Below are 2,598 nucleotides of genomic sequence, written 5' to 3'. Positions count from 1 at the left end.
GGAGTGCCGGGCGTGGTGGGCGAAGACGTCACCATCCGCGACGCGGACCCGATGGTCGTCACTGATGATGGTGTTCCGGTCGGTCTCCTGCCGGACGAGCACCCGGTCGTCGCCGACGCCCGCGGCTGCCTTGATGTCGGCGCCGGTCATCTCGTCGGCGATGACGGGGACGTCGATGCCGTTGATACGGATGGTGCGGGCCATCGCCACCTCCTCGTGTGGTTTCCACGAGGTGCAGACGGACGGGGGAGGGCGGCGTTGGTTCCCCCGGTCGCGGACGGAGGTTCACCACGGTGTCGCCACGGTCGCGATCCGGTCGAGCAGGACGGCGGCGCGTTCCAGGCCGAGGCCGGCCGGCCCGCCGGGAGCGGCCGCCACCAGAACGGCGCCGAGAACGATCAGCAGAACTGCCGTCCGCCGGACCAGTGCGCGGATACGGCGGCGGAAGCGCGCCCGGCGCCGTATCCGCGCACGCTGACGCGGGAACGGCCGTCGTCGCCGCCGGCCGGCCTGCCGTTGCCGTGCACGTTGCCGTTGCCGTTGCCGTGATGACGAACGCCGCCGACGACGGCGGACGGCCGCTGGGCCGATCGGGAGACGGGCCGGTGCCGCTCCGGGCATGGTGGTATCCGGGAAGGGGACGGCGGTGGGATCATGGAAGTCGTCCGTGTCGGCCGTAGAGGTGGGTTCGGGGACGGCCACGCCACGGCCGTCGAAGCGAAGTCGAGGAGGTGTCACCATCGGCGTGTGCTCCAGTGGCCTGTCCGGATCGGGTACCGGAGGGTCCCCGGCACCCGATCCGGACGGACAGACACGCACCCCAGGGAGATCATCTACCACAACCTCCGACACGCCGACGAACCCGGGAGGTTGTGGTGAGAGATCGACATGTATCCTGACCTGCAACGACGCAGAATTTTTAGATCATTTCATCATGATCCAAAAGACCTTCAAAAGGAGGTTGTGGTTGGATCTTGCAAACCCCCAGCTCAGACGGGGTACAATTCGGACAGCGGTCCCCGCGATCTACAAATCCGAGCCGGATTGAAACTCCTCGACGGGGAAACCGTCCTTCGGCTGTCCCAGGTCCCCGCGATCTACAAATCCGAGCCGGATTGAAACTTAAGGGCCGCCCCCTCCGGGAGGGCGGGGTTGTCCCCGCGATCTACAAATCCGAGCCGGATTGAAACCGGCGGACTTTATATAAGCAATAAGCTCAACTATTTGTCCCCGCGATCTACAAATCCGAGCCGGATTGAAACCACTCATGCTATCACCTCCTCAGTTGACTCTGGTACTGGTCCCCGCGATCTACAAATCCGAGCCGGATTGAAACCAAATACTCCCAAACTATCCATTCGGGAATATAGTCCCCGCGATCTACAAATCCGAGCCGGATTGAAACTTGACCATGCGGCGCGCCTCGTCGGCGTCAATGGTCCCCGCGATCTACAAATCCGAGCCGGATTGAAACTCGGCCTGGTTGGCCGACCGCAAAAGCTCTGGTCCCCGCGATCTACAAATCCGAGCCGGATTGAAACAGGGCCCACCCGGGGAGGAACATGAGGACCGCGGATGTCTCCGCGATCTACAAATCCGAGCCGGATTGAAACCAGGAGGCTGGCGAGGTGAACTCTGCGCCGGTTGGGTCCCCGCGATCTACAAATCCGAGCCGGATTGAAACGGGATGACCTCCAGCGGACGGAACAGGATGTCCGGTCCCCGCGATCTACAAATCCGAGCCGGATTGAAACGGCAGGCCCTCCACTCTGGACGGGCTCTGGTCTGGGTCCCCGCGATCTACAAATTCGAGCCGGATTGAAACTTCTGGCGCTTCGCCGCCCCTTCTGCGGTGAGGTCCCCGCGATCTACAAATCCGAGCCGGATTGAAACCGAACATGGCACCCCAGCCGCGGAACTGCCGCGTCCCCGCGATCTACAAATCCGAGCCGGATTGAAACTCCGGTTCCCAGGACCGTCACGAAAACGATGATCGGGTCCCCGTGATCTACAAATCCGAGCCGGATTGAAACATGATGCCCATCCTTGGACTTCTCCTAGTCGGGTGTCCCCGCGATCTACAAAATCCGAGTCGGATTGAAACCCGTCGGTGAAGATGCCGAGTGCGATCAGGTCGTCGAATGGTTCCCGTGATCTGTAAATCCGGGTCGGATTGGAGCATGGTCTCGTTGACAGCCACCCTGTACTCGTAGGGGCGCCAGTGAGCTACCTGGTCGGTTGTAGGTGGGTGGGCTGCTGGTGTCTCGGGGGTGGCGGGTACCCTCGTGGTCGGTTTCTACGGGGGTGGTCGTGATGCGGGTGTTCGTTCACGTTCTCGGGGCGTCCGATCTGGGGGTGGACAGTCAGGCACGGTTGCGTTCCGGGGGCGATGGTGGGTCCGCCGGGCCCAGCCTGCCCGAGAAGGTTGCCGGGCTCCTGGCCGCTGTTGATGCCGGGGACGAGGAGACTGTTCGTCGTTCGCTGACGACGCCGGTTGTGGATCCCCAGCGGCGGTGGGAGAAGGTGCCGTTGGAGATCCTGCTTGAGCTGTGGGTGCCTGGCGACCGACTGTTGCTGGTCGCGACCGAGAAGGGGGCT

Annotated in this window: 3 protein-coding genes and 1 CRISPR repeat array; of the genes, 1 reads left to right on the top strand and 2 read right to left on the bottom strand. The window is 63.2% G+C overall.

Annotated elements, in window-relative coordinates:
* Together NBW84_RS02740 and NBW84_RS02735 are read right to left on the bottom strand one after the other, a co-directional pair.
* Window positions 1–204 (bottom strand): hypothetical protein (locus NBW84_RS02740; RefSeq protein WP_250281383.1); only part of this gene is annotated, 204 nt, incomplete at its 3' end.
* 81 nt (window positions 205–285) lie between these two features.
* Window positions 286–741, bottom strand: coding sequence for a hypothetical protein (locus NBW84_RS02735; protein ID WP_250281382.1), 456 nt, complete (start codon window positions 739–741; stop codon window positions 286–288).
* Between the two features lie 274 nt (window positions 742–1,015).
* Window positions 1,016–2,033: a CRISPR direct-repeat array (repeat unit 36 nt; unit sequence GTCCCCGCGATCTACAAATCCGAGCCGGATTGAAAC).
* A gap of 280 nt (window positions 2,034–2,313) precedes the next feature.
* Between NBW84_RS02735 and NBW84_RS02730 the strand changes: the two genes are divergently transcribed.
* Window positions 2,314–2,598: hypothetical protein (locus NBW84_RS02730; RefSeq protein WP_250281381.1), on the top strand; the 285-nt coding region annotated here is incomplete at its 3' end.

The sequence above is a fragment of the Protofrankia sp. CiP1_Cm_nod2 genome (assembly GCF_920664355.1).
Lineage (GTDB): Bacteria > Actinomycetota > Actinomycetes > Frankiales > Frankiaceae > Protofrankia.
This window is presented reverse-complemented; position numbering and strand designations above follow the sequence as displayed.

Bases quoted from the DNA above. Each gene is read 5' to 3' on its own strand.
- NBW84_RS02735 (WP_250281382.1), bottom strand. From the start codon at position 741: ATGGTGACACCTCCTCGACTTCGCTTCGACGGCCGTGGCGTGGCCGTC.